General features: G+C 71.0%; 19 protein-coding genes and 1 pseudogene. 13 read left to right on the top strand and 7 right to left on the bottom strand.

Features of this window, described 5'->3' with window-relative positions; genetic code table 11:
* The first annotated feature begins 15 nt into the window (after positions 1–15).
* Complete coding sequence (locus WMF11_RS44990) at positions 16–1,311, top strand: metallophosphoesterase (protein WP_437975118.1); 1,296 nt, start codon at positions 16–18, stop codon at positions 1,309–1,311.
* A 185-nt stretch (positions 1,312–1,496) separates the two neighbouring features.
* Here the strand turns inward: WMF11_RS44990 and WMF11_RS44995 are convergent, their stop codons facing one another.
* From WMF11_RS44995 to WMF11_RS45005, 3 genes are all read right to left on the bottom strand, one after another.
* A complete protein-coding gene (locus WMF11_RS44995) occupies positions 1,497–2,411 on the bottom strand; it encodes a hypothetical protein (RefSeq protein ID WP_437975119.1) in 915 nt (304 codons plus the stop codon).
* Positions 2,412–2,534: 123 nt separating this feature from the next.
* On the bottom strand, positions 2,535–3,821 hold the full coding sequence (locus WMF11_RS45000) for an Hsp70 family protein (protein ID WP_437975120.1): 1,287 nt from the start codon (positions 3,819–3,821) through the stop codon (positions 2,535–2,537).
* Positions 3,822–4,096: 275 nt separating this feature from the next.
* Entirely contained in the window at positions 4,097–5,620 is a 1,524-nt protein-coding gene (locus WMF11_RS45005; protein WP_437975121.1) for a serine/threonine-protein kinase, read from the bottom strand.
* A 674-nt stretch (positions 5,621–6,294) separates the two neighbouring features.
* Here WMF11_RS45005 and WMF11_RS45010 point away from each other — a divergent pair.
* The 7 genes and pseudogenes from WMF11_RS45010 to WMF11_RS45040 all read left to right on the top strand — a co-directional run bounded on the left by WMF11_RS45010 (position 6,295) and on the right by WMF11_RS45040 (position 13,792).
* Positions 6,295–8,217, top strand: coding sequence for a methionine--tRNA ligase (locus tag WMF11_RS45010; RefSeq protein ID WP_437975122.1), 1,923 nt, complete (start codon positions 6,295–6,297; stop codon positions 8,215–8,217).
* A 342-nt stretch (positions 8,218–8,559) separates the two neighbouring features.
* Positions 8,560–9,720 carry a Kelch repeat-containing protein gene (locus WMF11_RS45015; RefSeq protein ID WP_437905202.1) on the top strand — a complete coding sequence of 387 codons (1,161 nt, stop codon included), beginning with the start codon at positions 8,560–8,562 and terminating at the stop codon, positions 9,718–9,720.
* A 276-nt stretch (positions 9,721–9,996) separates the two neighbouring features.
* A complete protein-coding gene (locus WMF11_RS45020; RefSeq protein WP_437975123.1) occupies positions 9,997–11,910 on the top strand; it encodes an ATP-binding protein in 1,914 nt (637 codons plus the stop codon).
* 277 nt (positions 11,911–12,187) lie between these two features.
* Positions 12,188–12,568: an RNA ligase family protein gene (locus WMF11_RS45025; RefSeq protein WP_437905204.1), complete on the top strand. Its 381-nt coding sequence runs from the start codon at positions 12,188–12,190 to the stop codon at positions 12,566–12,568.
* Positions 12,531–12,617: pseudogene (locus WMF11_RS45030) on the top strand (hypothetical protein); the annotation flags it as partial. The gene WMF11_RS45025 and the pseudogene WMF11_RS45030, both read left to right, overlap by 38 nt.
* 75 nt (positions 12,618–12,692) lie before the next feature.
* Positions 12,693–13,064, top strand: coding sequence for a hypothetical protein (locus WMF11_RS45035; protein WP_437911133.1), 372 nt, complete (start codon positions 12,693–12,695; stop codon positions 13,062–13,064).
* Positions 13,061–13,792, top strand: a complete 732-nt coding sequence (locus tag WMF11_RS45040; RefSeq protein WP_437975124.1) for a nucleotidyl transferase AbiEii/AbiGii toxin family protein — start codon at positions 13,061–13,063, stop codon at positions 13,790–13,792. Before WMF11_RS45035 ends, WMF11_RS45040 begins: the two co-directional genes overlap by 4 nt.
* Before the next feature lie 50 nt (positions 13,793–13,842).
* Here WMF11_RS45040 and WMF11_RS45045 read toward each other — a convergent pair whose 3' ends face one another.
* On the bottom strand, positions 13,843–15,102 hold the full coding sequence (locus WMF11_RS45045; protein ID WP_437905206.1) for a cellulase family glycosylhydrolase: 1,260 nt from the start codon (positions 15,100–15,102) through the stop codon (positions 13,843–13,845).
* A 522-nt stretch (positions 15,103–15,624) separates the two neighbouring features.
* Positions 15,625–15,843, bottom strand: a complete 219-nt coding sequence (locus tag WMF11_RS45050; RefSeq protein WP_437905207.1) for a heavy-metal-associated domain-containing protein — start codon at positions 15,841–15,843, stop codon at positions 15,625–15,627.
* Between the two features lie 386 nt (positions 15,844–16,229).
* Here WMF11_RS45050 and WMF11_RS45055 point away from each other — a divergent pair, with 386 nt between their 5' ends.
* The 4 genes from WMF11_RS45055 to WMF11_RS45070 all read left to right on the top strand — a co-directional run bounded on the left by WMF11_RS45055 (position 16,230) and on the right by WMF11_RS45070 (position 22,090).
* On the top strand, positions 16,230–16,559 hold the full coding sequence (locus WMF11_RS45055) for a FeoA family protein (RefSeq protein ID WP_437975125.1): 330 nt from the start codon (positions 16,230–16,232) through the stop codon (positions 16,557–16,559).
* Positions 16,556–18,517, top strand: a complete 1,962-nt coding sequence (gene feoB, locus WMF11_RS45060; RefSeq protein WP_437975126.1) for a ferrous iron transporter B — start codon at positions 16,556–16,558, stop codon at positions 18,515–18,517. The genes WMF11_RS45055 and feoB overlap by 4 nt, the downstream gene beginning before the upstream one ends.
* Before the next feature lie 79 nt (positions 18,518–18,596).
* Positions 18,597–21,137, top strand: coding sequence for a PAS domain S-box protein (locus WMF11_RS45065; RefSeq protein WP_437975127.1), 2,541 nt, complete (start codon positions 18,597–18,599; stop codon positions 21,135–21,137).
* Positions 21,138–21,250: 113 nt separating this feature from the next.
* Entirely contained in the window at positions 21,251–22,090 is an 840-nt protein-coding gene (locus WMF11_RS45070) for an SDR family NAD(P)-dependent oxidoreductase (RefSeq protein WP_437975128.1), read from the top strand.
* 59 nt (positions 22,091–22,149) lie between these two features.
* Here the strand turns inward: WMF11_RS45070 and WMF11_RS45075 are convergent, their stop codons facing one another.
* Complete coding sequence (locus WMF11_RS45075; protein WP_437905212.1) at positions 22,150–23,565, bottom strand: sugar porter family MFS transporter; 1,416 nt, start codon at positions 23,563–23,565, stop codon at positions 22,150–22,152.
* Between the two features lie 76 nt (positions 23,566–23,641).
* Positions 23,642–23,848 (bottom strand): hypothetical protein, encoded by a 207-nt coding sequence (locus WMF11_RS45080; protein WP_437905213.1) that lies wholly within the window; start codon positions 23,846–23,848, stop codon positions 23,642–23,644.
* A 358-nt stretch (positions 23,849–24,206) separates the two neighbouring features.
* Here WMF11_RS45080 and WMF11_RS45085 point away from each other — a divergent pair, with 358 nt between their 5' ends.
* On the top strand, positions 24,207–24,932 hold the full coding sequence (locus WMF11_RS45085) for a hypothetical protein (RefSeq protein ID WP_437546784.1): 726 nt from the start codon (positions 24,207–24,209) through the stop codon (positions 24,930–24,932).
* Positions 24,933–25,106: the final 174 nt, after the last annotated feature.

The raw sequence follows: 25,106 nt of genomic DNA on the forward strand, positions 1-25,106 counted from the left end.
CGTGCAGAGCTGCCCATGCGCTTCGCGGTCTTCTCGCTGATCCTCGCCCTCGTCCTCGGCGTCCTGGGCCTGTACGTGCACCGGCGCGCCTCCAGGCTGCTCGGCCTGGGTGTGCGCGCCCGGCGCGCGCTGGCGTGCCTGTTGGCCGCCGGCATCATCGCCATGATCTCCGCGCGGTTCGGGCGCGGCGCGCTGCCGGACGGCGTGCTCCGCGGCATGGGGCTCGGCGGAAGCACGCTCTCGCTGGGCGTCTTGATCTCCGCGGTCCTGCTCGCCGTCGTGGACCTCGGCCGGCTGATCGCGCGGCTCGGGCGCGCCGCGCTCGGGCGCGCGACGGCGGCCGCCCTCGCGGACGGCGGGACCGCCCGCCCTGCCGACACGGCGTCCCACCCCGCGGAGCGAGGGGCGCAGGAGGACGGCGGCCCCGCGGCCCTGCCGCTCCCGCCGCCGGTCGAGCTGCCGACGCTCGCCCGCCGCGACTTCCTCGCGACCGGGGCCGCTGGCTCCGCCTTCCTCATCGGCGGCGGAAGCGCTGTGTATGGCGCGCTGATCGGGCGACACGACTACACAATCGAAGAGGTCGCCATCCCGATACCGGGCCTGCCGCGGAGCCTGGACGGGTTCACCATCGTGCAGCTGTCCGACATCCACCTCGGGCTGTTCGTCGGCGAGCCGGAGATGCGCGCCGCCGAGGATCTCGTGCGCGAGGCCCGCGGCGATCTCGTCGTGATGACGGGTGATCTCGTGGATTTCGATCCGAGGTACGCCGAGCACCTCGGGCGCCTCACGCGGAGGCTCGGCCCGCTCGCCCGGCATGGCGTCGCGGCGATCCCGGGCAACCACGACCACTTCGCCGGCATCGACGCGGCGCTGGGCGCGCTGGAGCGCGGCGGCGCCCGGGTGCTGAGCAACCGCGGTTGCGTCGTGGGCGGGCCCGGCGGCGCCTTCGCGCTGCTCGGCGTCGACGATGTGTGGGCGCGAGGGCGGGTCCCCGGCGGCGGTCCGGACCTCGGCCGGGCGATCGCGGACGTGCCCCGCGATCTGCCGCGCGTGCTGCTCTGCCACAACCCCGTGTTCTTCCCGGACGCGGCCGGAGAGGTGGCGCTGCAGCTCAGCGGCCACACCCACGGAGGCCAGATCAACCTCCTCGTGCGGCCCGCCGATCTGGTGCTCCCCCACGGCTACGTCGCCGGGCTCTACCAGCGTGGCGGTTCGCATCTCTACATCAACCGCGGCTTCGGCACCGCCGGGCCGCCCGCCCGCGTCGGCGCGCCGCCCGAGGTGAGCCGTATCGTCCTCGTCGCCGCCTGACGTCACGCCCGACGCCGTCCCCGTCGAGCTCGCATGGCGCTGGCGAGCGGACGGTCGAGCCCGGCATCGATCTGCGGAGAGCCGCCGCGATCTCCCGGGCGCTCGAGGGTCTCCGGGAGTGGCATGTTCTCCGGTTCTTGATTCCCGTGCTGAGGGTGTTCACCCTCCGATGCGCGATGAGTGCATCACGTGCGGCCCGTACGACACGCGCGAACCGTGAGACGCGCGCGCCTCGCGCGATGCGCGCGGCACGTGCGGAACGTCGACACGCGCTGAGCGCCCCGGGCCCCCGGCGGGCGCTCCTCCTCGGGATCGCGCTCGCGATCGGCGCCGAGGGGTGCGCGCGAGCGCCGCTCGCCGCGCCTCTCGGCCGTGTCGGCCGCAGCGATCCGCCCGCCGCCCGGCAGGAGCACGGGCGCGGGTTGGAGAGCGCGCCCCAGCCTGCGCCGGAGCCTCCGCCGACCGCGGACGAGCCCGAGCTCATCGCGCTCGAGGTCCCGGACTTCGGCCCCGCGGTGGTCGTGACGCCGCGAGGCAAGGGGCCGCGGCCCCTGCTCGTGGTCGCGCACGGCGCGGGCGATCGGCCCGAATGGCACTGCGACATCTGGCGCGGGATCGTGAAAGGGGCCGGCTTCGTGCTCTGCCCGCGCGGAAAGCCGATCGACGTCCGGACGCCGGACGCCGGGCAGATCTTCTACTACCCGGACCATCACGCGCTGAGCCGCGAGGTCGCCGCGGCGGTCTCGGCGCTGTCGGCGCGCTTCGGCGATCGGGTGGATCTCCGCGACCCGATCTATGCGGGGTACTCGCAGGGGGCGATCATGGGCGCGCTGCTCCTGCCCGGGCATCCCGCCCGCTTCGCGCGGGCGGCGCTGATCGAGGGTGGATACGGCAGCTTCGACGAGTGGACGCCCGGCGCCGCCCGGCGCTTTCGCGGCGGCGGCGGGGCGCGGGTGCTGCTCGCGTGCGGGCGGGCCGACTGCGCGGCGCAGGCCCGCAAGACGCGGGAGGTGCTCGAGCGCGGCGGCGTCATGGCGCGCGTCGTCCACGCCGTGGGCGCCGGCCACAGCTACGGCGGCCTGATGGAACGCGCGCTCCACGAGGCGTACCCGTGGGTCGTCGAGGGCGATCCCCGCTGGCTCGACGGCGAGGCCTCGCCGACCGGCGAGGCCGCGCCGCCCGCGGACGCTGCCGCGCCGACCGGCACGGCCGGCGCCCGCTCATCAGGACGCGGCGGCGATGCTGCGCGCGCGCTCGGCCAGCCCCTGGACGACCGAGTGGAAGCTCCGCAGCTGCCTCACCTTGCCCTCGCCGAAGCGCCGCTCGATGCCGCGCCGGAGCGCCGGCACCCTGGCGGTCCCGCCCGTGCAGCACACGACGTCGATGCCGTCGAACGACAGGCCCGCGTCCGCCACCGTCCGGTCGAGCGCGCCGAGGATGGCGTCGATCTGCCGCTCGCTCCCGGCCTCGAACTCCTCCCGGGCGATGCGCTCGCGGATGTGCATCGACGGGTAATCGAAGCGGAACTCCGCGGCCGCCTCGCCGGACAGCGCGCACTTGCTGCGCTCGATCTCCTCGAAGAGCCGGAAGGCCAGCGAGTCCTCCACGAGGCAGAGCAGGTTGTCCATGCGCTGCCGATCCTCGGGCCCGAGCGACCACGCCTTCACGTCGCGGAGGAAGGTGAGGACGTCGCGGTGCTGGAGCACCGTCATGTCGGCCGGTGAGCAGAGCTTCTCGGCGATGGATCGCGGCATGGTCAGCTGGTTCGAGCCGAGCGGGACGCGGTAGGTGACCTCCGCGCCGAAGTGGCGGGCGATCTTGTGGCGCATGAGGCTGCCGTCGAGCGCGTCCCCCGCCACCGAGACGCCGCCGAGCGACAGCACGTCGGACGGCGAGAACCCCTCCGGCCGCATCCGGACGATCGTGTAATCGGACGTCCCGCCGCCGAAGTCGGCGACGAGGACGACGGCCCCGCGATCGAGCTCCAGGTGGAAGTCGTGCGCGGCGGCGACCGGCTCGGGGCAGAACGAGACCTCGCGGAAGCCCGCGATGCGCGCCGCCCGCTCGAGGCGCTCCTCGGCGAGCCGATCGTCGGCCGGTTCGGCCGAGAACTTCGCCGGCCTGCCCAGCACGACGCGCGCGACGTCGGCGTCGAAGTGACGGTTCGCCTGCTCGCGCATCTCCCGGAGGAAGCGGCCGATCAGGTCCTCGATGGTCACGACCCGGTGACCGATCTGCGTGCCGGAGAAGCTGCGATCGGGGAGGTATTTCTTGATCGAGCGGATGAAGCGGCCCTGCATGCCGTTCGCGACGAAGTCGCTGATCGCCGCCGCGCCGCAGGAGAACCGCTCCTGCCCGAAGAACAGGAGGCTCCGGAGGACGGTCGGATCGGCCGCCGCGGCGTCGAGCGGGATGGGCGGGCAGGTCGCCTCCGCGCTGGCCGCCGAGAGCAGCGAGTTGGAGGTACCGAAATCGACGGCATACACCTCGGGCCTGAATCGTGCGGACATGATCTCGCCTCCTCGTGGGCTGCTTCGCGAGCACGCGGATCTCGCCGATCCGGCCACCTATTTACAAGCTACCGAATGCATGAGAAAATATCGGCTGGCTCGCGGGATGAGCAAAAGTTGCCGCCCCGCCCGCTCTGACACACGCGACGCAGAGCGGCGGTCACCCGCACAGGAGACGGGCCCAGATCGGCGTTTTCGGCGCGGAAGCGCACTCCGGTGCGCTGAGCACCGAAAACGACGAGATGGGCCCGTATCCGAAGCGGGTGACCGCCGCTCTACGACACGCGGGTCACGCGCCGGAGCGCCACGGTGAGCGTGACGAGCGCGATCAGGGTCGGCACGGCGATCACGCCGACGTCCACCCAGCCGAGCCACTCGGCCGGGTCGAGGCCCAGGGCGGGGATCGGCAGCGCGAACGCGTTGTAGGCGGCGGCGCTGAGCGCGAGGACGCCGCACGAGACGAACAGCCACACGAGCGCGCCGAGCAGGCCGTGGCCGAGGCGCTCCATGGCCGGCGCGCTCCGCCAGCGGCCGACGAGGACCCGGAGGGTGGCGACGAAGGCGATGAAGGCGAGCGCGCCCGCGGCGCCCGCGGCGAGGAGGACCTCGCTCTGGCTGAGCGCCCGCCGCTCGGTGATGCCGTAGACCCTGCGGAGGACCATCGCGGTGCTGGTGAAGACGGCCGCGCCCGCGGCGAGGCTCACGGCGATGGACAGCAGCGACGCGACGGGGCGAGCGCGCCGCGCCTTGCGCGTCACGTCGTCCGCGCTCTGGCCCTGGGCGTTCGGGATGACGACCGTGGCCCGCTCGTCGTTCGGGGCGCCTTCGGTCACGGCGACGCCCACGCCGAGCGCGCGGGAAGGCGCGAGCGGATCCTGCAGATCGAAGTCCGCGAGCAGGCGATCGAGCTCCTGGGCGGACGGCGGCCGGTCCTCGCGCGCCCGGGCCATGGCGCGCTGGATCAGCGCCTCGAGCCCCTCGGGGATGGTCTTGTCGATGTCGCGCGGGCGCCGGGGATCCTCGGTGAGCAGGCGGAGCATGGTCCGCGTCGGCTCCTCCTCGGGGAAGGGCCGCTCGCCGGTCAGCATGCGGTACAGCACGGCGCCGACCGCGTAGATGTCCGCGCGCGAGTCGACGTCGGCCGAGCCGCGCGCCTGCTCCGGCGCCATGTACTGGGGCGTGCCGACCACCGAGCCGGTGCGCGTGAGGTCGGCGCCGTCGAGCACCTTGGCGACCCCGAAATCGAGGATCTTCACGTGGACGCTGCCCCCTTCGCGCCGGACGAGGAACAGGTTCGACGGCTTGAGGTCGCGGTGGACGACGCCGGTCGCGTGGGCCGCGGCCAGGCCGCGGCAGACCTGGCGCGAGATCGTGATGGCGGTGGGGAGCGGCAGCTTGCCGACCTGGTCGAGGAAGGCGCCGAGGTCCTCGCCCTTGAGCAGCTCGGTCACCATGCACGGGCGCCCGTCCTTGAGGCGGACGATGTCGACGACGTCGATCACGTGCTCGTTGCCCACGCGCGCGATCGTCTGCGCCTCGCGCTCGAAGCGCGCCATCGCCTCCCGGTGGCTGGCGAAGTGCTCGTGCGGCACCTTGACGGCGAAGCGCTTCGGCAGGCGGATGTGCTCGGCGACGTAGACGCGGCCCATGCCGCCCGCGCCGATCACGCCGGTGATGCAGAAGCTCCCCGCGAGCAGCTCGCCGACCATCGGATCGGTCGCGGTCACGCCCTGGAGCTCCAGGGCCGTCGCGTCGATGGGGCAGACGAGGAAGTCGAGCGGGTACCGGACGCCGCACACGGGACAGCGTCGGGTGGGCCTCTCCGGGGGTACCTGTTGCCGTGCCTGGTCCGGGGCGGCTTGCCTGGCTAGGTCGGCCATCGACGGCGAGTCTAATCGAGAAGCGGGTTCCGGGCGCGACGGATCGGCCCCGGGGCTGGCGCAGGGCGACGCCGGAGAGCTCCGCCGGCTGCCGCGCGGCGGCCTGGCGGCGTCCGCGGCGCGTCCCTGTGTCACGCGGGCATGGGCTGGAGGCCCACCTGGCCGGGCCTCATCACGTCGATGCCCACCCGTGGGGAGCTGTCGCTTTCGCTGGCTGCGCCGATGGGCGGGTGGTCCCGGACCAGCGAGCGACAGCGGAGCTCCGTGCCCACACGACACGCGCCGCGATCTGCGCGTGATCCGAGCGGGCCTGTTCGCCGTGAAGGTGGAAGTCTTCAATTCGGCATTCTTGGAGAAATATTGAACAGGGAGGCGGGGAGACGGGGAGATTGATGGGATTAACTTCTTCTTCTCCCCGACTCCCTGTGAATTTTCCCGGACTATTCGAGGGGATGCTTCAGGAGCAGGCCACCTCGGCGCTCAGGCAGGGCCCGAGCCCGCTGCGGGCGCGGCTTCACGGCTCATGATGCGACGAAGGAAGCTTGAGGCGCGAGCGTTGTGCTGATGGGCCCGCTGGGGTATAGCGAGCTTCGATGGCATCTTATCACGGCGCCCCGACCGACGTCGCCTCGGTCCTTCGCCAGGTTCGCAGGCCCAGGCGGGCGGTCGTCACCGCAGGCATGCCCTACGCCAACGGGATGTTGCACCTTGGGCACCTCGCGGGGGCGCACGTCCCTGCGGACATCCACGCGCGTTGGCTGGGCCTCGTCATCGGCCGCGAGAACGTCCTCTTCGTCTGCGGCACCGATGATCACGGCTCCGCCAGCCAGATCGCGGCGCGCCAGGCCGGGGTGCCGATACGCGAGTTCATCGACGGCATCCACGAGAAGCAGCGCGCGAGCCTCCGGCGGTATGACATCGATCTCGATGTCTACTCGGGGACCTCGCGGCCGGAGTGCTTCCCGATTCAGCAGGAGCTCGCGCACCGCTTCCTCCGGCGCCTGCACGAGAGCGGCCTGCTGGAGAAGCGCACGAGCAGCCAGTGGTTCGATCCGGAGCTCCAGTGCTTCCTCCCCGACCGCTTCGTGCGCGGGCGCTGCCCCAACCCGAAGTGCGACAACGGAGACGCGTACAGCGACGAGTGCGATCGCTGCGGTCACCAGCACTCGCCCTCGGAGCTCGGCAGCCCGCGCAGCGCGCTCAGCAACGCCACGCCGGTGATGCGCGACACCGCGCACTGGTGGCTCGACATGTGGGCCGTGTCCGAGACGCTCCGGGGCTGGATCCAGGGCAAGCAGGGCGCGTGGCGCCCGGCGGTGCTCGCGGACGTGCTGAACACCGTGATGCCTTCGCTCCGCTTCGAGGCCGAGCTCGCCCCGACGTACAAGGAGATCAAGGCGTCGCTGCCGAAGCACAAGGCGAAGTTCACGCAGGATCGCAAGGTCCTGCTGCAGCTCGGCAGCAAGCCGGAGATGGAGGAGGCGCGCGCCGCCCTGGCGCGCCATGGCGTCCCCAGCGAGCCCGTCGAGGACTGGGCTCACCGCGCCATCACCCGCGACGTCGCCTGGGGGCTCTCCTTGCCGGTGGATCTCGATCCGGAGCTCTGCGGCAAGACGCTCTATGTCTGGCCCGACTCGCTGATAGCGCCCATCGCCTTCTCGCAGGTCGCGCTCGCCCGGAGGGGCGTCGATCCGGCGCGGTACGTGGACTTCTGGTGCGATCCGGAGGCCAGGATCTACCAGTTCCTCGGCCAGGACAACGTCTTCTTCTACGTGCTCATGCAGGGCGCGATGTGGCTCGGTACGCAGCCCGATCCGCGCCGGCTGCCGGCGCCCGGCGAGCTGCAGCTCACCGACGTCCTCGGGTGCTTCCACCTGCTCGTCGGGGGCGACAAGATGAGCAAGTCGCGCGGAAACTTCTTCACCGCCGATCAGCTCCTCGACGAGAAGGGGTATTCAGCGGACCAGATCCGTTATTACCTGGCGCTGCTCGGCCTCGCGGAGAAGCCGTCGAACTTCGATTTCGCCAAGCTCGACGAGCGCAACCGGTTCCTCGCCGGGCCGCTCAACGCTGCGTTCGAGCGGCCCATCTCGGCGGCGCACTCGAAGTTCGACGGGCGCGTGCCCCACGGCGCGCTGCTCGACAAGGTCGCCTCGGACACCCTGCGCATCGTCCAGCGGTATGTGCGCGCGATGGATCGCGCCGACTACCCGACGCTGCTCTTCGAGATCGAGAACTACGCGCGCGTCATCAACAGCCTCTTCGCGCAGTTCAAGCCGCACGACGATCGGCACCCGGAGGAGCGCCGCCGCGACGCCCTCTTCTCCTCGTTCTACGTGCTCAAGAACCTGATGATCATGCTCTACCCGTTCGTCCCGACCACGATGGATCGGCTGCGGGAGTCGCTCCGGCTCCCGCCGGAGGTCTTCCGCCTCGAGGAGCTCGGCACCCCCATCCCCGCCGGGCACGCCATCGGTCCCAAGCAGGTCTACTTCCCGCCGGCGCCGGAGGAATAGCTCCGCGTGTCAGAAGTCCCACCAGAGAAACCGGTCGATGGCGAGCGGCCGCCGGAAACAGTAGCCATTTCATAGCTTTCGCCTGTTTCGCCGCCGAGGGCGGTCCCGGTGCGGCCCCACGGGGCGCCCTGCGCCGCCGCATCGCGCGCGGCCAAGGGAGTCGCGCCATCACCGTCCCACCGTACAGCAACGCTGCACGCGCTGGTGAACATGGAGAACCTTGCGCGATCCGCCTACCTCCGTATCAGCGACTTATCCATGCATCGACGAAATACTTCTCCTGTACGCTCGCGATGCGCCGGGCGCGCGCCCGCCGTTTCCTGGATCAAGGAGGTCGCTCGGATGAGATGCAGGGTTCTGCTTCGGATCGTGCTCATCGCTTCTTTCTCACTCGTGCTCTTGCTCGCCGGTATCCGCCCGAGCGCCGCTCAGTCGAATTTGCCCTACTGGACCGAGATTCCGCAGGGCGGCGCCATCCCCGACGCCATCTGGGACGGCGCGAGCGCCTATCACCAGGGCATGTTCTACATCTTCGGTGGGTTGAACGGGACCTACCCGGATGACGAGCCCGTGGCCGATTTCAGCGCCTTCGACGTCGACACGCTGACCTGGTACGACCTCGGCCAGTACCCAGGCGGGCCGTCCGCCAGGGCCGAGTCGATGATGTGGTGCGTCGCCGAGGAGGACGCGCTGATCGTCTCCGGCGGGAGAGGTCCTTTCCGGCGCGGGCTCGACCTCACGCACCAGGACACGTTCCGGTTCGATCCGGTGCACGGGTGGACGCAGATCGCGCAGAGCGCGGCCGAGATCGGGCGCGCCAACCGCTCCACGGAGGCGGTCGCCGTGCGAAAGAAGGGGAAACACAAGACCGTCGCGTACGCCTTCTCGGGCTCGTCGTCGACGCTGCCAGCCTTCATCAACCGCCCTGACGGCCTCCAGCACAACCTGGTCCGCTACAAGAACGGCTGGAAGCAGGTCGCGACCGGCTCACCCGCCCCGCGCGCTCGAGCCCACCATCCGCTCGTCTACTCCCAGGGCTGGAACGCCCTGCTCGTCTATGGGGGATACACGAACGACGCCGTGAACGGGACCGGCCTGTTCACGCCGGAGAACTACCTCGGCGACCTCTGGCGGTTCGACGTCGACACGGAGACCTGGGATCAGCTCGTCTTCGACGAGGCCGCCGGACCGGGCCACCGCGACAACGCGAAGCTGATCGCCGATGAGCACAACGACCGCATCTGGCTGGTCGGGGGCAGCCAGTTCGACGGTACCACCCTGTCCGATGTCTGGTACTTCGATCTCCACACCGGGACCTGGACCCGCGTGGACACCGCGATGACGGGCCCCGCGCCGGCGCCGAGGTTCGGCCAGTTCTACTTCACTCGGAGGACCGCCACGGCCTACGAGCTCTACATCTTCGGGGGAGCGACCGCGGAGTTCGCGCCAGTGCTGCTCAACGACATGTGGAGATTGACGATCCCCCTCGCCTGCGGCGGCTGAGTCTCCCCAAAAGCTTCGAATACGCCGGTCTCAGGCGAATTCTCCGACCTCGCCCTGGTCGCGATTTCCTGAACTCCACAGGCCGGACTGCCGGGCTGAACACCTTCACTGACGTGGAGGGCCCGCGCCCCGGTAGCCATGCGAGAGAACGCAGCCATGCGGCCAAGCAGCCGCACGACGCCGAGCACGCTCCGCAGCATGGTGACGTGAACGGCGAGTCGCCACGTCAGCAGGCTCGTGCCTTGGCGCAGCTCTCGTGTTACGAGGTTGGTGTCCATGGTGGGGGATGCTGGAACGCCGGGCGCCACGGTCGCGAAAGAACGGTTCCGCACGTGGAACGACTTCGTCCGTGAGCTGGATCTCACCGACCCGCTGCGCCGTCTCGTACTCGACTCCTGGGAGCGCAGCCGGGCGGCGGCGGTCGACCCCGTTCGTCCGCCCTTCCGGCGGATCAACGACGAGGAGCTCGCGAGGAGGCTGGAACGGAGCGCCGACCTGGTCCGGGCCGCCATCCCTCACCTGCACTGGGCCGCCGCGCTCCTGCGGGCGTCGGAGCCGGCCGTCTACGTCGTCGATGGGGACGGCATCGTCCTTTACTCGGTCGGCACGTCTCCTTCGATGATGCAGACATTCGGCCTCCTGCCCGGATTCGACTGGTCGGAGCGGGCGATGGGGACCAACGGCGCCGGCACCGCCATTGCCGCCAATCGCCCGGTCGCGATCGTCGGGCCGGAGCACTTCGCGAGCGCATTCGACGACTGCACGTGCACCGGCGCGCCGATCCACGCGCCCGACGGTACGATCATCGGCGCGATCGACGTCAGCACGTCCGTCGCGACCGGCAGCCCCGAGCGGCTCGCGCTGGTGGCGCACATCGCCTACACCATCGAGCGCGAGCTGCAGGCGGCATGGGAAAGTCGCCGCCGCGAGGCCGAGGAGGCAGGCCGGATCCAGGCAGAGGAGGCGCGCGAGCAGCTCGCTCACCTGCAGGCCGTCACGGCCGCGCTCGCCCGCACGAGCACCGCCGGAGAGTCCGCCTGCGTCGCGATCCACGCGATCGGCGCGATCCTGCGGGCCCAGGGCGCGCGGGCCTACCTGCGAACGGACGACCCACGAGGGCTGCGCCTCGTGGCCTCGACCGGCGACGACGGGACGTCGCCCTTTTCGGCGATCCCGTCCGATCCCGAGCAGCCGATCGTCCTGGCCCTGTGCCGCGGCGAGCTGGTCATCCTGCCGGACCCCGACGAGGCCGAGGGGGCCGCCACGCGCTTCGCCCCGAGCCCCACCCTGGCCGCGATGGCCTCGCCACGCCTCGTGGCGCTGCCGCTCCGGATCCACGGTCGGGATCTCGGCGGCCTGGTATTCGTCATCGAGGGGCCGTGCCGCCTCGATCCGGCGATGCGCCAGCTGGTCGCCACGATGGCGGATCAGTGCGCTCAGGCGGTCGAGCGCAATTGCCTCTTCGAGTCGGAGATGCGCGCCCGCGCCGAGGCACAGGATGCGGTCCGGCAGCGCGAGCAGATGCTCGGCATCGTGGCCCACGATCTCCGCAACCCCCTCAGCACGATCATGCTCCGGGCGGCCCTGCTGAAGCGGGAGCTCGGGTCCCGCGTCGACGAGGAGAAGTGGCGGGACGGCGTACGGACGATCGAGCGCGCAGCGCTCCACAGCAACCGCCTCATCGCCGACCTGCTCGACGTGGCGAGCATCGACGCTCGCCGATTGTCGCTCCTGCCCGCCCCTCACGAGGTCTCCGACCTCGTGGCGGATGCGACGGAAGCGGTGCGCCTCGGCGCGACCAGCCGCTCGTTGTCGGTGCACGTGGAGGTTCCGGCGGATCTGCCGCGGGTGCTCGCCGATCGCGACCGGGTCGTCCAGGTCCTCTCCAACCTGCTCGGGAATGCCCACAAGTTCACGCCCGACGGCGGGGCGATCGGCGTGCGTGCCGAGGCGCTCGACGGCGAGGTCGGGATCCACGTCCGGGATTCCGGTGTCGGGATCGCGGCCGAACACCTCCCACGCATCTTCGACCCGTACTGGACGCGCCCGAACAACAGGCAGCGCGGCACGGGCCTCGGTCTGGCGATCGCGCGAGGGATCGTCCAGGCGCACGGTGGGCGAATCTGGGTGGAGAGCCGGGTCGGCGACGGGAGCACCTTCTCGTTTACCTTGCCGCTCGCCGATCGCTGAAGCGCGCTGGAGGAAAATTACTACCATGCCGAAACGGCCTTGAGCGGGCTATCCTTCGCAGGCTGTCGACCGTGACGCCATTTGGTTAAAGTAAGCGCTTCGACGCCGAGTCATGCGCAGCCGAGCCGTGGTCGAGCTTGAACGCCCACTCGGTCGGAAGGCTTACTTCAAGATTCCGCACCTGCCCGGCTCTCGCACTGGCTCGTCCGACCGCACCGCTCCGCGCGAGCTTGCCGAGCGCTGCCTGGTCGCGCCGCGCCCCGGAGAAGAGGTGCTCGTGCAAGAGAAGCTCGACGGCTCCTGCGTCGCGGTCGCGCGCCTCGGCGACGCCGTGCTGGCGCTGGGCCGTGAAGGCACGCTCGCCGCGCGCTCCGAGAACCCCGGGCGCCAGATGTTCGCGGCCTGGGTCGAGCAGCGCGCGGCCTCGTTTCGCGAACTGCTCCACCCCGGCGGGTGGCTCGTCGGCGAATGGCTCGCGCTCGCGCATTCGACCCGTTACGAGCTCCGCCACGAGCCATTCGTGGTCTTCGACGCCTTTCATGAGGGCCGACAATGGACGTTCGACGAGCTCGACGCTCGGTTGCAAGGCGCATTTCCTCGTCCGGCGCTCCTGCATCGAGGTGGCGCGCTCGGCATCTCGGCCATGCTCGGCAGGTGAAAACTCCGGGAGCGTCGCGAAGGGACCGCGCGGCGAGCAGGGCTACGGCTGGGACCCTGTGTGGATCCCGGACGGCTTCGAGCGCACGTTGGCCGAGCTCCGGAGCTCGAAATACGTCGTCAATATGCGACTCTTGCCTTTCCTCGAGCTCGCCGCCGAGCTGCGTGGCACGGGCTTCGAAGGCGTGTTCGAGTCTCACGTGACCGTCGCCGCCTGCGACAAGGTCGTGCTGCCTTCGCCCGATAGCGAGGCCGAGGTGTCGCGCGCGTTCGCCGAGCTGGGGGCCTACCTGTCGCGCGGCGCGCCGCGCGCGGACGGCGTCGAGCTCCGCTTCGTCACGCTGCGCTCGTGGGGCCTGGGGCAGGCTTCGGCCGACGCGCGCTTCGATCAGGTGCTGGCGCTCGCGGCGCGGCTCGGTCTGCCGCTGCGCAACCGTACGCGTGAGTACACCGTCTATGATTCGGCCCTCGATGTGGACACGGGGTGGATGGCTTGAGCCTGATCCGCTCGTGGCTCGAGCTCATGCCGCGCACCGAGCTCGGCGCCGACGCCGTGCTGCGAGGCAGCCAGCTCACGGCGAGCTGGGTCCCCGGGCGCGTCGCGGCGGATCTCGACTTCGTCCTCATGGGGGACTGGAGCCTCGATCGCGCCACGCGCGTCGTGAATCAGCTCCTGGGTTCGAGCGAGCTGCCGGCTGAAGGCGTCGTCGCTGACCTCTGCGTCAAAGCGTGGGGCATCTGGCTCGAAACGCCCTGGCCTGGCCTGCGGCTCGAGCTTTCACGCGGCGAACGGAAGCTACAGGTCGACTTCGGTTGGGGCGAGGTGCTCGGCGTCGCTCCGCGCCCCTTCAAGCTGGAAGGTTTCACGCTGCCGGCCGTCGCGCCCGAGGTGATGTTCGCCTGGAAGGTTCACTCGCTGGTGGAGCTCGGGCCGCGTGGTCGCTGGCACCCGAAGACGCTCATCGATCTGGTGCTCCTGGCCCGGCACTGCATGCTCGATCCCGTGGCCACCAAGCGTTGCGTCGAGAGCGCCTTCGCCAGCCGCGAAATGAGCCTCAGCGCGCTCGACGCCTTCTTCACGGCCGAGGATTGGGGGTCCGGCCGCAGCAGCCGTCACAAGTGGAAGAAGTACGTGGCGACGGCGCCGTGGGTCACCTTCTCGCGCACCGACGCCATCCGCGAAGCGCGCGAGGTGGTGCGGTCGTTCCTGCACCCCGCCAGCTGACGAAGCCGCGCCGAACACGGGCGCCCGGGTCAGGGGACGTCGTCACGCCATCACCTGCACGATCCGGTCTCGATCGAGCGAGGGCGCACCGAGGTGTTCTGGATGCTGTTCGGGTCGGTCACCGCGACCTCGCGACCCCAGCCGGTGAGCCCCGCGAAGGTCCCGTCGGTCGTCATGTCGAACGGCCCGTCGCTCTGACAGTCGCTGTTCTTGACGGCGCCCCACGACCAGGCGAGCCACCCCACCTCGAGCTCGACGCTCCTGGCCAGGAGCGTCTTGTAATCGAACGGGTGCTTGCCGCACTCGTACACGGCGTGCTGCGCGAACTCGCCGACCATCAAAGGCAGGTTCAACGCCACGGACTCCTGCAGCTCTTTCGTGATCGTGGCCCCGCTGCCGTCCGTCCACCACATGTGGACGCTGAGCAGGATGTTCGGGTCGTGCTTGACGAGCGCGGGGCCGACGGCCTGGAGCTGGTCGATGTTCTGCCCCCACTTGGAGGCGTCGATCACGAGCGGGACCGTGATGCCGGCGCCGCGCATCCGGGTGATGGCCTGCTTGTAGCCCGCCTCCCACGCCGCGTTGTCCACCTGGTCACCGACCTCGTTGCCGATGTTGACGAGCAAGCTCTGCTCGTGCTTCTTGATCACGGCGACGACATCCGCTCTCGTCCAGTAGTCGACGAGGCTCGGCAGGAGATCCCATTTCCCCGTCGCGTCGTGGAGCTCGACGATCGGAATGAGCTTCTGCGCGAGCGCGTTCGTGATGGCCTGATCGAGGCCCGCCGAGGACTCCGTGGCGAGCCAGACGATCCGCACCGCGTTGGCGCCGGTCTTCGCGATCTCCGCGAACTCCGGCAGGCCGTCGGGCCCCGACGACAGCCACACGACCATCTCGTTGATGCCCCGGAGCAGCACCTTCTCTCCGCAGCGGTCGTAGAGAAAGCGGCCGCGCACCGAGAACCCCGTCGACTCCTGGTCACCCCCGCCGGCGCCCGCGCCCGAGGTGGCGCCGCCAGCGCCGGACGTGGCGCCGCTGCTCGAGGCGGCGCCGCCGCCGGACGTGGCGCCGCTGCTCGACGTGGCGCCGCCGGCGCCCGACGTGGCGCCGCTGCTCGACGTGGCGCCATCGGCGCCGGACGTGGCTCCGGTGGCCCCCCCGCCCGCGCCCGATGCGCCGCCGCCCGCTCCGGTCGTCTCCTGCCCCGAGCCCTGCGGGTCGTCCGAGTCGTCTCCGCATCCCGCGGAGAGGCCCAGCGCCATGAGGGCTGCTCCGGTCCAACCAGCCACCGACCCGTGAAGAACGCGCATCGTGATCTCCTTCTGCCTCTCCCCCGATTGCACCTGGCGACGTCCGGCTTCGACCCTGCGTGACCGCACGGTGAACCCTTCTCGTTCTCCAGGTCGAACAGGTCCTGCACGCCGCGCAGCGGCGCGGGCAGCGCGCCAGTGACGCCCTGCATGGACAGGCCTGGGAGGAACCCACGGCGAGGAGAGGACCTATTCCGTCCGCGGGCCCACGAGAATGAAGAAACCAAGAAACCGCGGACCGGGGCTCACAAACGACGCCTGCGACATGGCCCGAGGCCCGCGGGAAGCGCGGACAGCAAACCACTTAATCGGTTCATTGTCCAGCGCCTCGATGGGCGCCGCGGGGCCGGGATGTCCGAGGGGACGAGCGCGCTTCGGAGCTCGCGGAGACGGCCACATGTGTGAGCCGGCCCCCGCTTGAATCAATCGGTAAAGTTTTCACCGCATCGTCGAGCGCGGCGCGGGAGATCTCATGGCGCGATGCGCGGTCATGAGATCACGCGCCGCGGGCGCTGCGTGCGTTCAGGCGGCGCGCGGGCGCACGCCGTAACCGGCCCCGCGCACGGCCTCGACGAGGGCGGTAACGGGCGCGCTCGCCGGATCGTGCTGCACCACGACGGTGCCCTCGCGCAGGCGCACGTCGACCTTGGCCACGCCGCCGAGCTCGCGGAGCGCGCTGTCGATGTGGCGGACGCAGGACGGGCAGCTCATCCCGTCCACCTGGAGCATGGTCTCTTTCATGGCGTCTTCCTTTCGGCGACCCACGGGCCGCTCCCCTTCGGAGACGCAGCCATCGGGGTTCATTACACCCGAGCAGCGGCGGGTCTGCTATGGAGGGCCGTGAGGCGCTCGCATCGCGCACCCACGAGAGCGGATCGAGGGTGCGCCGGGCCCCGAAGCGAGGAACAGCGCGGTTATCTCCAGGACCGGCAAGGGTTGGCCACCTGGGCAGGAACAGGAGAAGGAGAACAGGCGTCCCCGCCACGCCAGAGCGGCCAGCCGCCACGGCAGCGGGTCGAGAGACGCTCGACATCCCGGCCGAACCCGTTCACAATGGGTTCAGATTTGAAATTGATTTTCAAAATCTGGCAGGACCCATGGTTTCCAGCGTTCCTCCCCAACTTGACGTGACCTTCCCCGACGTGGACTCGACCAGCAGCGTGGCCGGCGCGGATGCCCCGGCGCACGCCGGCGCCGCAGCTCCTGCGGGTCCGCTCTCGGAGGTGCGCGCCGGTGAGCGCGTGATCGTGGTCGAGGTCGGCCTCGACGCCGAGCTCGCCGGGTGGCTCGGTGCGATGGGGATCGGCCCCGGCCAGACGCTCACGTCGATCCGGCGCGCGGCGTTCGGCGGGCCGCTCCACGTGCGCACCGGGTCGGGCGGGGAGCTCGCGATCAACGCGACGCTCGCGCGCTCGATCCTGGTGGCGCCCCTGCCCTCGCAGAGGCGGGTCGGATGACCGCCTGCCATGCGGGCACGGAGCGCCTCCCGACGTCGACAGAGCGGCCGCTCATCGCGCTGCTCGGGCGACCGAACTCCGGCAAATCGTCGCTGTTCAACCGGCTGACAGGCGGCAGCGCGCACGTCGGCAACTTCCCAGGGATCACCGTCGACATCCTCACGGCCGACGTCCGCATCGCGGGCGGGGCCGTCGCGACGATCGCGGATCTCCCCGGGCTTTACTCGATCGAGGCCGTCGTCGATCCGGCGACGGACGAGGGCGTCGCGCGCCGCTTCCTCGACCGCACCGGCGAGGGCGAGCGGCCGCGCCTCGTCGTCCAGGTGGTGGACGCCACGCAGCTCGGGCTCGGCCTGCGGCTCACGCGTGAGCTCGTGCGGCGCGGGCTCGCCCCGCTCGTCGTCGCCACGCAGCGCGACGTGCTCGAGGGCGAGGGGCGCGGGCTCGACGTCGGCGCCCTCGAGCGCGCCATCGGCCTGCCCGTGCTGCTCGTGAGCGCGAGGGACCCGGCCGCCCGGGGCGTGGTGCTCGACGCGGCGGCCGCGCGGCTCGGCGCGATCGCGTCGGGCGCCGTGGAGCCCCCCGGCGCCGCGGCGTGGGATCCGGATGAGGTGGCGCGCGCCGTGTACGTCGAGCCGCCGCGCCGCGACGCCGCCGCGGAGCGACGGAGGACGTTCACCGCGCGCGCCGACGCCGTGCTGCTCCACCCGGCGGCCGGCCCGGTGCTGTTCCTCGGGCTCATGGCGCTGCTGTTCGCCGCCGTGTTCCTCGTGGCCACCCCGGTCACCGAGGTGCTCGACGCGGCGATCGGCGAGCTCGGCAGCCTCGTGTCCCGCGCCCTCGGCGGGGGGCTCGCCGCCTCGTTCGTCGTCGACGGCTTGCTCGGCGGGGCGGGGACGGTGCTCGCCTTCATGCCGCAGATCGTGATCCTCACGATCGCCATGGAGCTGCTCGAGGCGAGCGGGTACCTCGCGCGCGGCGCCTTCCTCGTCGACCGCCTGCTCCAGCTGATGGGGCTCAGCGGCCGGGCGTTCCTCCCGCTGCTGATGGGGCACGCGTGCGCGGTGCCCGCCGTGCACGCCACGCGCATCCTGCGCGACCCGCGCGAGCGGCTCACGGCGATCCTCGTCCTGCCGCTCATGGCCTGCTCGGCGCGGATCCCGACCTACGCGCTCCTCCTGACGACCTTCTTCGCGGCCCACGGCGCCTGGGTGCAGGCGCTGCTCTTCGTCGCGCTCTACGTCTCCGGCATCTTCTCCGGGCTCGTCGCCTCGCTCGTGCTGCGGCGCACGGCGACCCGCGGGCGCTCGCTCCCGATGGTGCTCGAGATGCCGGCGTACCGCAGCCCCGAGCCGCGGCTCGTGGTCCGCAAGGCGGGCCAGGCGGCGTGGCGGTTCACGCGCGACGTCGGGACCGTGATCCTGGCCGTCTCGGCCGTGCTGTGGGTGCTCTTGAAGGTCCCCATGCCGGGCGCCGCGCCCGCGGCGCCGCCGGCCGCCGCGGCCGAGAGCGCGGCGACATCGCTCGAGGCGACGTCGCTCGAGGCGAGCATCGCCGGCAGCGTGGGGCGCGCGCTCGAGCCGGTGACCGCGCCGCTCGGGTTCGACTGGCGCATCAACGTCGGCCTCATCGGCTCGTTCGGCGCGCGCGAGGTCATGGTCGGGACGATGGGGGTCATCTTCGGCGTCGAGGACGCCGACGACGAGCCCGCGCCGCTCGCCGAGCAGATCCGCGAGGCGAGGCGGCCGGACGGGTCGATCGCGTACTCGTCGCGCACCGGGCTCGCGCTGCTCGCGTTCTTCGTCCTGGCCTGCCAGTGCATGAGCACCGTGGCGGCGATCCGGCGCGAGACGAAGTCGTGGCGCTGGCCGGCGTTCGTCCTCGCCTACACCTACGCGGCGGCGTACGTCGCGGCGCTCGTCGTCTACCAGGGGAGCGGGCTGCTCGGGATGCCGTGAGGCGGCGCCGCGCAGGGAGCGGCGCGCGCCGGCGATCCTGGCCCTGGCGAGCAGGAACAGATCGGCATCCGAGGAAGTCATGCCGAGGGACCTGATCGCGTCGGCCCTTCAGGCGGCGCGGCTCCCGTGCAACAATCGGTCAATTCCGGTGGGGGCCACGTCATCGGCAGAAGAGATCGAGGCGTCGATCGGCCGCGACGAGGAGGTCGCCTGCACGGCCTCTCTCAGCCCATGCGCTCGCCGCGAGCACTACCTGGCGCCGGGCGAGCTCATGGCGCGCGCGGCGCCCCGCATCGCGCGTGTGGCCGATCTCGACGAGCTCGCTGCGCTCCTGCTCGACCAGGCGATGGAGCTCGGCGCTCGCGCTGCCTACCTGCTCCTGACCTCCGAGGACACCGGCGAGCTCGGGCTCCATTCCCACCGCCACGTGCCCGCCGACATCTGCCTCTGCCTCGCGCGGGTCGCGCGAGGCGCGCCGCTGCTCGATGAATGGGCGGCGAGCTCGGGTCGGGTTCAGGTGATGAGCGATGCGCGCTCGCTCGATCCGGGTCCGTCCGTGACGCGAGAGCTCTGCGCGCGGGCCGACGCACAGAGCGCGGTCTCGATGCCCCTCTGCGTCCGCGATCGCTGCCTTGGCGTCCTCTCGTTTTGCCTGTCCCGCCCTTATCCTTGCGCCGACGTCGATCTCGGCGCGCTCGCCGCGCTCTTCGCGATCGGCCTGGACAGCGCCCTCGCGCGCCGGGGGAGCGCACGGACCTCGGATCGCATGGCCCAGGAGCTCCGACGCACGAGTCACCTGGAGAGGGCGCTCCGGGAGAGAGAGGAGCGCTTTCGGGCGATCTTCGACGGGGCCCTCCAGTTCATCGGCCTGCTCTCGCCGGAGGGCATCGTCCTGGAGAACAACCGCACCGCCCTCGAGTTCTGCAGGGCCACGGAGGCAGAGACGATCGGCCGTCCGTTCTGGGAGCTGTCGGGGTGGAGCCCCGAGCACAGAGAGCACGTCCGCGCCGCCGTCGCCGAGGCCGCGGCGGGCCGGCTCGTGCGAGACGAGATCTACGTGAACGGAGCGACCGGGCGGCGCTTCATCGATTTCTCCATCAAGCCCATCACCGACGACCGTGGCAGGGTCGTGATGCTCATCCCCGAGGGGCGCGACATCACCGAGCGCAGGCAGATGGAGCAGTCGCTCCGCGAGAGCGAGGAGGACTTCAGGCTCACCTTCGAGAACGCGCCCATCGGCATGGCCATCGTCGGGCTCGGCGGGGGGTTCATCCGCGTCAACCACGTCTACTGCGAGATCGTGGGCTACACGGCCGACGAGCTCTCGCAGCTCCGCTTCCAGGACATCACCCACCCGGACGACGTGGACACCGACGTGGGCCTGGTCGAACGGCTGCGCCGCGGTGAGATCCCGCGCTATCAGCTCGCCAAGCGATACATCCACAAGAACGGCACGACCATCCACGTCGTCCTCCATACGTCCTTGGTGCGCGACGAGAACGGCGAGCCCATCCACTACATCGCCCAGGTGGAGGACGTGACGGCGCGCAAGCAGGCCGAGGAGGAGCGGGAGCGCCTGCTCGCGCAGCTGGACGCCGAGCGGAGGACGCTGCGAACCGTCTTCGACAGCGCGCCCGTCCCGCTCCTGCTCGTCGATCGGAGCGGCGCAGAGCGCCTGATCGCCAACCCGCACGGGCGAGATCTCACCGGGGGCGCGGAGGAGCGGGAGCAGTGCGTCGGTCGCGTGCGGCGCCCGGACGGCACCGCCCTCCTGCTGGACGAGCTGCCGTCGAGCCGGGCGATGCGCGGCGAGACGATCCTCGGCGAAGAGCTCCTCGTCTCCAAGGCGGATGGCTCGTCCGGAACCTTCCTTATCGCCGCCGCGCCGCTCCGCGACAGCGCGGGGGAGATCACGGGCGCCATCGTCGCCGGCGAGGACATCAGCGCGTTGAAGGAGCTCGCGCGCATGCGCGAGGAGTGGACGAGCATCATCGCTCATGATCTGCGTCAGCCGATCACCACGATCCTCCTCAAGGCCTCTCGGCTCGCGACGGAGCCGCAGTGGAGCGACAGGGCGCAGCACATCCGGGCCAGCGCGATGCAGCTCAACCGGATGATCGACGATCTGCTCGACGTCTCCCGCCTCGAGTCGCACCGGCTGGATCTCAGGCATGTCGAGGTGGATCTGCCAGCGCTCATCCGCGCGACGGTGGAGCGGACGGCCGACGCGACGAGGGGACATCGGGTCGACGTCGAGGTGCAGGACGGGCTCCCGCCGCTCCTGGCCGATCCCGGGCGCCTGGAGCAGGTGCTCACCAACCTGCTGTCCAACGCGGCCAAGTACGGCGCGCCCGAGACGCCGATCAGGATCGCGGTAAAACGGCGGAGCGGCGAGGTGTCCGTGGCGGTCGAGAACGAGGGGAAGGGCATCGCGCCGGACGAGGTGCCGAGGCTCTTCACCCGCTATTACCGGACGCGCGAGGCGAAGGCAGGAGGCGCAGCCGGGCTGGGCCTCGGGCTCTACATCGTGCGGGGGATCGTCGAGGCCCACGGGGGGCGGATCTGGGCGGAGAGCGCGCCCGGGAAGACGACCTTCCAGTTCACGCTGCCGCTGCCGTAGCGACGAGGCGCGGACCTGACGCTCCGCCGTGCCGCTCGAGGCAGCCGTCAGGAGGGATCGCGACGGCCTGGTGCCCCTCCTTGACAAATGCCACCGAGTAGCATATTCAGATCATGGAACACGACAAGGTCGCGCTCATCACGGGCGCAAACCACGGTATCGGGCTCGAGCTCACGCGTCGTCTGCTGTCGGAGGGCTTTCAGGTCATCGCGCTGAACCGCTCGGGGTTCCCCGAGGACGATGCGCTGATCCGGGAGGGCATCGAGCGCCGGAGGCTCCGTGTCCACAAGGCGGATCTGTCCGATTTCGAGGGCCTCAGGCGGGTGCTCGACGCGATCAAGGGGAGCGAAGAGAAGATCGACGTGCTGTTCAACAACGCTGGCGGCAGCGCCCCGGAGCTGACCTTCTCCAGGCAAGGCCGCGAGCTGCACTTCGAGCTCCAGACGGTGGTGCCGTACGTCATCGCGATGGAGCTCAGAGGGCTGCTGCGGAAGGGGGACTTGAAGACGGTCGTGAACACGTCCTCCAATGCGTTCGAGATGACGAGGCGCTTCGATCCGGACGCCCTGGAGCGCCCGGCGTCGTTCAAGCAGCTCTTCGGCCCTTACGCGACCTCCAAGCTCGCGCTCTCCCTCTGGACGCGTGAGGTGGCGCCGCTGCTCGCGGGGGACGGGATCAAGATCCGGAGCGTGGATCCTGGGCCCAACAACACGCTGAGGAAGGGAAAGCGGTCGGGGCTGCCGTTCTACGTGGAGCCGCTGATGAGGTTCCTGTTCCCGCCCCCGAGCCAGGGGGCTTCGCGGCTCTACGAGGCGGCGTTCGGCGCGAGCCGGGACCTCTCAGGCGTCTATTTGAAGAAGGACCGCGCGAGGGATCTCCCGTTCCGGGAGCATGGCCCGAGGGTGCTGGAGAAGGTGCGATCCATCCACGAGCGGGAGTTCGCCGCCCCCTGAGGTCCTCGAGACAGCCGCGCCTCGCTGACTCACATCTCCTCTCGCCAGGCGGGCGCACATCACATCTCCTCGAGCTCCTTGCCCTTCGTCTCGGGGATGAAGGCGACGACGAACACCAGCGAGGCCGCCGCGGCGGCGGTGTAGAGCCCGTAGGCGATGCCCAGGCCGGCCGCCTTGAGCGCCGGGAAGGTCGCGCTCACGAGGAAGTTCGCCACCCATTGCGCGGCGGCCGCGATCGAGAGGGCGAGGGCGCGGATGCGGTTCTCGAACATCTCGCCGAGCAGGACCCAGGTCACCGGGCCCCAGGACGCCCCGAAGCAGAAGACATACAGGTTGGCGGCGAGCAGCGCGGCGGGGCCGGCGGCGCCCGTCAGGACGGGGTTGCCCGCGGCGTCCTCGCCCGCGGCGCCGAACACGGCCGCCATGGCGCCGAGCGTCAGCGTCATGCCGATGGATCCCGCGATGAGCAGCGGCCTGCGCCCGACGCGGTCGACTGTCGCGATGGCGACGAGGGTGGTCACGATGTTCGTGACGCCGGTGATGACCGTGATGGCGAGCGAGCTTCGCTCGGAGAACCCGACCGCCTGCCAGAGGACGCTCGAGTAATAGAAGATGACGTTGATGCCCACGAGCTGCTGGAACGCCGAGAGGCCGATGCCGATCCAGACGATGCGGAGCAGCCCGGCGCGCCCGCGCAGATCCGCGAGCCTGGGCCGGCGCTCGGACGAGAGCGTCCTCTGGATCTCGACGAGCTTCGCCTTTGCGGACGCGCCGAGGAGGCCACGGAGCACGGCGAGCGCCTCGTCCACACGCCCCCTCGCCACGAGGTGGCGCGGGGACTCGGGGATCAGCAGCGCGCCGAGCCCGTAGAGGAGCGCCGGTGGGACGGCGCTCCAGAACATCCATCGCCAGGCCTGTGCCCCGAGCCAGAACGGGCCCGTCGCCGAGCCCGCGGACGTCGCGATGGCGTAATCGCCGAGCAGGGCGACGAAGATGCCGAGCACGATCGCGAGCTGCTGGAGCGATCCGAGGCGGCCGCGCAGGTGGGCCGGCGCGATCTCCGCGATGTAGGCGGGAGCGACGACGCTGGCCGCGCCGATGGCCATGCCGCCGAGCACCCTCCACGCGCTGAAGTCCCAGGGCGAGATCGCCGCCCCCGAGCCCGCCGCGCTGACGACGAACAGCAGGGAGGTCGCGATCATCGTCCGCGTCCGGCCGTAACGGTCGGCCAGCCTGCCCGCGAGCATCGCGCCGGCAGCCGCGCCGAGCAGCGCCGAGGACACGGACAGGCCCACGGTCCCCGGGTGCGCTGTGAATACCCTCTCCAGCGCGCCGACGGCGCCGTTGATCACGGCGGTGTCGAACCCGAACAGGAAGCCGCCCAGCGCGGCGACGGACGCGATCAGGGCGATCCGTACCGTCGAGAGGGGCTCCCCGCCGCGTTCATCCCCCTGCTGCGCCGCGGGCTCTGCCATGCCCCCGGTGAACCACGAACCGTGCCGCCGGCCGCCCCGGCGCGTGCGCGTCGTCGACGACGCACGGGCATGATCGCTACGGCGCCGCCGTCGGCGCCGCCACGATCGCTTCGAGGCGGCCGAGCACCACCTCGAGCCGCTCGATCATCGCTTTCAGGTCCGCCCGGTACGCTCGATCGTCGGTGTGAACCAGCTCGTCTCGCATCCCCACGAGCCGGGTCGAGAGGGCTGTCCTTGTGTCATCCGCTTCGCGCTCGCTGAGCTCGAGATGCAGCATGTTCATATCTCCTCCTGACGCGGGGCATGTACCTCGGACGAGCGTTCGTTCACGGGCGCTCCCGCGCGGCTGTTCGCGCCGCCGGTCGGCGCCTCTCGTCTGCTCGCTCGCCTGGCGTTCGCCGCTGCTCCTTTCGACAGTGCATGAGGTCTGCGCTGCCCGAAAGCCGCGAGAGAACATGGTGACGCGGCGCCTCGCTGTCATCGGCCGCGGCGATCGGGCAGCGCTCCGGCCCGTTCGACACGCGGCGAGAGACCGATGAGCCCGTGGACCTGGATCGCCTCGACGACCTCCGGCGGGGCGCAGAACATGCAAGCCAGAGGCGCGTAGCCGCGGCGAGGCCACGCCTCAGGACGGGGGAATCATGCAGACGCCAGGACCCGAGGAACGTGAACGGTTTACACAGCAGGAGAGCCCGATCGCGCCGATATCGGGCGCGCGGCGCAGGCTGGAGGAGGAGAGGGAGGCGCCGCGGATCGTGCTCGGCGGCTCGCTCGCCGAGGTGGTGTGCGGCGCGGGGACGATCGTCCTCGCCATCCTCGGGCTGACGGGGTTCATGCCGGGAGAGCTCACCTCGATCGCCACGATCGTCTTCGGCGCCGGGCTGATCGCGCACGGGGGCGCGATCGCCTCGCGCTTCGGCGCCCTGGCGCGCACCACGGCGCCCGTCGAGTGGGACACGCGCGCCGAGCTCGGCGGCGGCATGGGCGCGGAGCTCGTCGGCGGCGCGGCGGGCATCGTGCTCGGCATCCTCGCGCTCCTCGGGCTCGCCCCCGGGGCGCTGACGTCGGTCGCGGTGATCGTCTTTGGCGGCGCGCTGCTGCTCAGCGGCGGTACGACCGCGGACCTCGGCGCGCTCGACGTGCGCGGCGCGCACCAGCACCTCGCCCACGTCGCTCGTCAGGCGGCGATGGCCGCCGCCGGCTTGCAGTCGCTCGTCGGCGCCGGAGCGGTCGTGCTCGGCATCCTCGCGCTGGTCGGCATCCATCCCCTGGTGCTCACGCTCGTCTCCCTGCTCGCGCTGGGGTCGGCGATCGTCACGAGCGGCTCGGCCGTCTCGGGGCGCGCGGCGGCGGCGCTTCGGCGCTGAGCCCGGCCCTCGCAGAGGAGGCCGCGAGCGGCCTCTCCCTCTCCACGCGCGTGTCATGACCCCGCGCGCTTCTGGCTCGACCTGGCCTCGACATCGATGTGCTTCACATCGGGTCGCTGGCTGTCGCTGGAGGCGCGCGCAGGCTTGATGTAGAAGGCTGTCGAGGCTGGGGGG

Source organism: Sorangium sp. So ce295 (genome assembly GCF_051527405.1).
GTDB classification, from domain to species: Bacteria; Myxococcota_A; Polyangia; order Polyangiales; family Polyangiaceae; genus Sorangium; species Sorangium cellulosum_B.